Below are 4291 nucleotides of genomic sequence, written 5' to 3'. Positions count from 1 at the left end.
GACCATCTCCTTCTACACCTCGATCGGCAAACGGCCGATCCACGTGCGGAAGGAAGTGGTTGGCCATGTTGCCAACCGGCTTCAGGCTGCTCTCTACCGTGAAGTCGTGTACCTCATCGAACAGGGTGTTCTGGATGTCGCTGATTCCGACGCCGCGGTCTGCTGGGGACCTGGATTACGTTGGGGTTTAATGGGTCCCAATCTGCTGTTCCATCTCGCAGGCGGTGAAGGCGGGATTCAACACTTCATGGAACACCTGTCCGGCCCCGTCGCCATCTGGTGGAAAGATCTTGGCACGATCACTGAGTTCAGTCCCGAGGTAAAGCAAACCATTGTCAGCGGTGTATTGAAGGAATCGAATGGCCGTTCGATCGCAGAACTCGAACGGGAGCGTGACAGTATGTTGCTCGAATTGCTTACGACCCGCTCGAAAGGGGAGGAAGCCGCACACGCTGGGACAAACGCTGCCGCGGATTAAATCTGTTTCCCTCAGGCGTGGCGCGGAGGGCAGGAAATGAGAACAGAAGATGATCTACGTTCACTCTCTCGGCCGGGCGTTGCGATTCTATCCCGGCCGAACCGCGCTTGCTCGTGACGGCCGGCTCCTGAGCTTTCGAGAACTCCAGACTCGCGTTGAAGGTATCGCAGGAACGCTCGCCGGCCACGGTTTTGGAGTGGGAGACCGCTTGGCTCTATTGCTGCCTAATGGGCCCGACTACATTGAACTTGTATATGCGTGCAGCATGCTGGGCGTGATCGCCGTTCCCCTGAACACACGCCTGTCGACTAAAGAGATCGACGGAGTGCTCGAAGATGCGCGTCCGCGTGGGATCATCCGTCATTCCTCCCTCGCCGTTCCTGGAGTCCAGTTGAGCTGGCAACAGCTGGTCGACGAGGAACCCCTTCCAATTCGCAGCGACCCTGCTCCGAAGATCTTTTACGACCCCGAGGCAGTTTTGGGCCTTATCTACACGAGCGGCACGACGGGGCAGCCAAAAGGCGTCATGGTGACGCATGCCAATATCCTGGCTGACGTCCACAACTTCAACTACTGGATGCGCTATACCGAAGGCGGGATCTACCTCCACGCCGCTCCGATCTTCCACATCGCGGATTTTCCCAGCATGTTCGCAGCCCCGGCATTCGGCGCCAGCCAAATCACAATTCCGAAATTCAGCGCACAGACTTTCTGCGAGACGGTGGAACGAGAGCATGTGACTCACACAGTACTTGTGCCCACGATGATCAATTTGCTCACACAATTCCTGGACGCGAGAAAGTATGACTTGAGCAGCCTGCAGGTGCTAGCGTATGGCGGCTCACCTATGGCGCCGGAACTCGTCCATCGGACACGGGGACTGCTACCGAATGTCAAATTGATTCAGGTGTATGGGTTGAGTGAAACAGGTTTTCTCACGGGCTTGCAGGACCAGGAGCACACCGAAGACAAGCTCATGTCCTGCGGACGGCCCTGTCCCGGTGTCGATCTTCTGGTGACTGACACTTCAGGGAAACAAGTCGATCCGGGACAGGCAGGCGAACTGGTCGCACGCGGCGGCAACGTCATGCGTGGCTATTGGAACAATCCCGCAGAAACCGCTGAAGCATTTTGCGACGGATTCTTTCGTACGGGAGATATCGGCCATCAGGACGCTGCGGGATATTTTTACATTCTCGACCGCCTAAAGGACATGATTGTTACCGGCGGTGAGAACGTTTATTCGGGAGAGGTGGAAGCGGTGATCTACGGGCATCCTGCCGTTCGTGAAGTAGCCGTCTTCGGCGTACCCAATCCGCAATGGGGCGAGCTTGTAATGGCTTGCGTAGTCTTGAAGCCAGGGGCAATTCTTACCTCCGACGATCTGATTGCTTTCTGCCGGCGAAGCCTCGCAACTTATAAACTTCCCAGGCGCGTCGAGTTTTCAGAGACGGATCTGCCCAAGAACAGTTCCGGCAAAGTACTGAAGAAGACTCTGCGTGAGCGTTTCTGGATGCATCAGCAGCGTGCCGTGAGCTGACGCAAAATTGCCTTCATCAGGATCGTGGGCGCGTACGTGCGACCTGAGCTTCACGATCATTTAGACGAACGCGAAAACCAAAAACCCAGAACAAAGGGGAACAAAAATGAGCAAAACCGCCGGTCACCCGCCAGCGAATACCTTGAGCAGAGTCGTTGATCTATTGGTAGAGCACAAGATCAAGCTTGATGCGCTGGAGCATGTGCTGAAGGAGACAAATCCTCTCGTTCACGAGTTTTACCTCGGCACGATTGAAAATCTGCGAGCCCAAAAGCAGCGGAAGTGAACCGCGTTCTTGCACAAACGCTCAAATCGGAGCCTAGCGAGCGAAAGCTAGCAGCTTTTTCGGCCGTTGCTATCTCCTGTATTTCTGATCCCGCTGCGGTTGAGGTCCGAATGTCAGGGAACGAAGAGGTGTCTCAGGCAACCAAGGGCGATGACTCCGTGACCCGGATCGGTAGGGTGAAATGAAAAGTTGCGCCGTCTCCATTGTTGGCGCTTCCCCACAACTGCCCGCCATGCGACTCCACAATGGAACGGCTGATGGCCAACCCCATGCCACTGCCCTGCGGCTTGGTGGTAAAGAACGCAGAAAAGATCTGATCCATCTTCTCCATTGGCAATCCCACGCCCGTGTCGCTAACCGAGAACTGGAGTTGACCGTCCTGCAGTTGCGACTTCACCCTAAGCTCTCCGCCAGAGCCCTTCATGGCTTCGATCGCGTTGAGCACGAGATTCATGAACACCTGCTGCAGCTGCACAGGGTCTACCATGATTTTAGGCAGTTCGGCGGAAAGGTCCGTGCGCATGGCAACCGAGTATCGATCGGCCTCACCTTTTAGCAGCGTGAGCATTTCCTGGATAATTCCGTTCACGTCGACCAACTCACGTTGATGAGGAGATTTCTTGTAGAACGAACGTATACGGTCGATGATCTCCGCCGCACGATTCCCGTACTTGTCGATTTTGGCGGCTGCCGCACGGGCCCCATCAAGATTAGGCGGTTCGTGTGCGAGCCACTCAATGCAGCTGTTGGCACTGGTGACGGCGGCAGAGATCATGATTGGGAAGACGTTCAGACGATACTTCAGATCACTGCGAAATTGACTCCCGAGCTACCATCTTAACGAGATTCCGATTCGTTGCTGCCGCGAGCCGAACGTGCACTTTGTGGGTTCGACTGCTTGCGAACCAGCTACGCCGGCTTGCGCTTCGCGTAAAACGCTCTGAATGCTTCCTTCGCCTCGTCGGACCTTACTCGTTCGGCAAACACCTGATTCTCGAATTTAACAGCTTGCTCCAGTTGTTCACGGAATGTCCCCTTCATGAGCCGCTTGGAAGCCTGCACCGCAGCGGCGGGCTTTGCAGCCAGAGTGCGCGCCGTTTCAGTTGCTGTCTCTAGAAGGCTCTGATCAGGCACAACCTGTGTGACTAGTCCAAGCTCCGCTGCCCGCGAGGCATCAAATGGTCCACCTAGCAGGATCAACTCGGCTGCTCGGATATATCCGAAACGCAATGGAAGCAAATAGCTGCTTCCAAATTCCGGCACGAGCGCCAAGTTTACGAAAGGCAGTTGGAACTTCGCGCTCTCCCCTGCGTACACGAAGTCACAGTGAGCCAGCATGGTCGTTCCGCCCCCAATGGCTGCGCCTTGCACGGCGGCGACCAGAGGCTTCTCGAAATTGATCAACGCGTGGATCAATTGCGACTGAGGACTTTCGCCCGGTCCTGGCGGGTTTTTCACAAAGTCCTCGATATCATTGCCCGCACTAAACGAATTTCCCGCACCATGCCAAAGCACGACGCGTATCTGATCGTCTTTTGCCGCTCGATTGAGTAATTCCGCCATCGTGATGTACATGCTCGAGGTCATTGCGTTCTTCTTTGCAGGGCGATTCAGTTGGATGCTCAGGATGTTTCCAGAGCGTTCTGTAACAATGTCACTCATCTCCGGTCTCCAGTACTTGAATTTACGTGCATCGGATCTTCGTCCAATAATTTCTCCCAGACCGGCCCGTGTTCATATGCCGCGGATGGATGCAGGCCGGGGGGTTGGTCTAATTCTGTTTCGAGCCTGTAGCGAACGAGTTGAGCTACAGTCACCATCGTGAAGCCATATTCTGAGCAGAACTTTGCTAGATCGGAGCCGCGCGCCATGCTGCCATTGCGGTTCATGATTTCGCAGATTACTGCGGCGTGATGCAGCCCTGCCAATCGTGCGAGATCAACAGACGCTTCGGTTTGGCCGCGTCTTTCGAGAACACCATCGGGCC

6 protein-coding genes are annotated in these 4291 nt (G+C 55.3%); 3 read left to right on the top strand and 3 right to left on the bottom strand.

Features of this window, described 5'->3' with window-relative positions; translation table 11 throughout:
* The 3 genes from VNX88_14495 to VNX88_14485 all read left to right on the top strand — a co-directional run.
* The coding region (locus VNX88_14495; GenBank protein HWY69877.1) for a 3-hydroxyacyl-CoA dehydrogenase family protein at window positions 1–478 on the top strand (478 nt) is incomplete at its 5' end.
* A gap of 49 nt (window positions 479–527) precedes the next feature.
* A complete protein-coding gene (locus VNX88_14490; GenBank protein HWY69876.1) occupies window positions 528–2018 on the top strand; it encodes an AMP-binding protein in 1491 nt (496 codons plus the stop codon).
* A 106-nt stretch (window positions 2019–2124) separates the two neighbouring features.
* Window positions 2125–2304, top strand: coding sequence for a hypothetical protein (locus tag VNX88_14485; GenBank protein HWY69875.1), 180 nt, complete (start codon window positions 2125–2127; stop codon window positions 2302–2304).
* Between the two features lie 133 nt (window positions 2305–2437).
* Here VNX88_14485 and VNX88_14480 read toward each other — a convergent pair whose 3' ends face one another.
* The 3 genes from VNX88_14480 to VNX88_14470 form a co-directional block, all read right to left on the bottom strand.
* The gene (locus VNX88_14480; protein HWY69874.1) at window positions 2438–3079 is read right to left on the bottom strand and encodes an ATP-binding protein; all 642 of its coding nucleotides are present in this window, start codon (window positions 3077–3079) and stop codon (window positions 2438–2440) included.
* 134 nt (window positions 3080–3213) lie between these two features.
* Window positions 3214–3966: an enoyl-CoA hydratase gene (locus VNX88_14475; protein ID HWY69873.1), complete on the bottom strand. Its 753-nt coding sequence runs from the start codon at window positions 3964–3966 to the stop codon at window positions 3214–3216.
* Window positions 3963–4291: 3,4-dihydroxy-2-butanone-4-phosphate synthase (locus tag VNX88_14470; protein ID HWY69872.1), on the bottom strand; the 329-nt coding region annotated here is incomplete at its 5' end. The genes VNX88_14470 and VNX88_14475, both read right to left, overlap by 4 nt.

Source organism: Terriglobales bacterium (genome assembly GCA_035567895.1).
Classification (GTDB): domain Bacteria; phylum Acidobacteriota; class Terriglobia; order Terriglobales; family Acidobacteriaceae; genus Gp1-AA112.
The sequence above is the reverse complement of the archived record's forward strand: the minus strand, read 5'-3'. Positions and strand labels throughout refer to the sequence as shown.

Bases quoted from the DNA above. Each gene is read 5' to 3' on its own strand.
- VNX88_14485 (HWY69875.1), top strand. From the start codon at position 2,125: ATGAGCAAAACCGCCGGTCACCCGCCAGCGAATACCTTGAGCAGAGTC.
- VNX88_14480 (HWY69874.1), bottom strand. From the start codon at position 3,079: ATGATCTCTGCCGCCGTCACCAGTGCCAACAGCTGCATTGAGTGGCTC.
- VNX88_14475 (HWY69873.1), bottom strand. From the start codon at position 3,966: ATGAGTGACATTGTTACAGAACGCTCTGGAAACATCCTGAGCATCCAA.
- VNX88_14490 (HWY69876.1), top strand. From the start codon at position 528: ATGATCTACGTTCACTCTCTCGGCCGGGCGTTGCGATTCTATCCCGGC.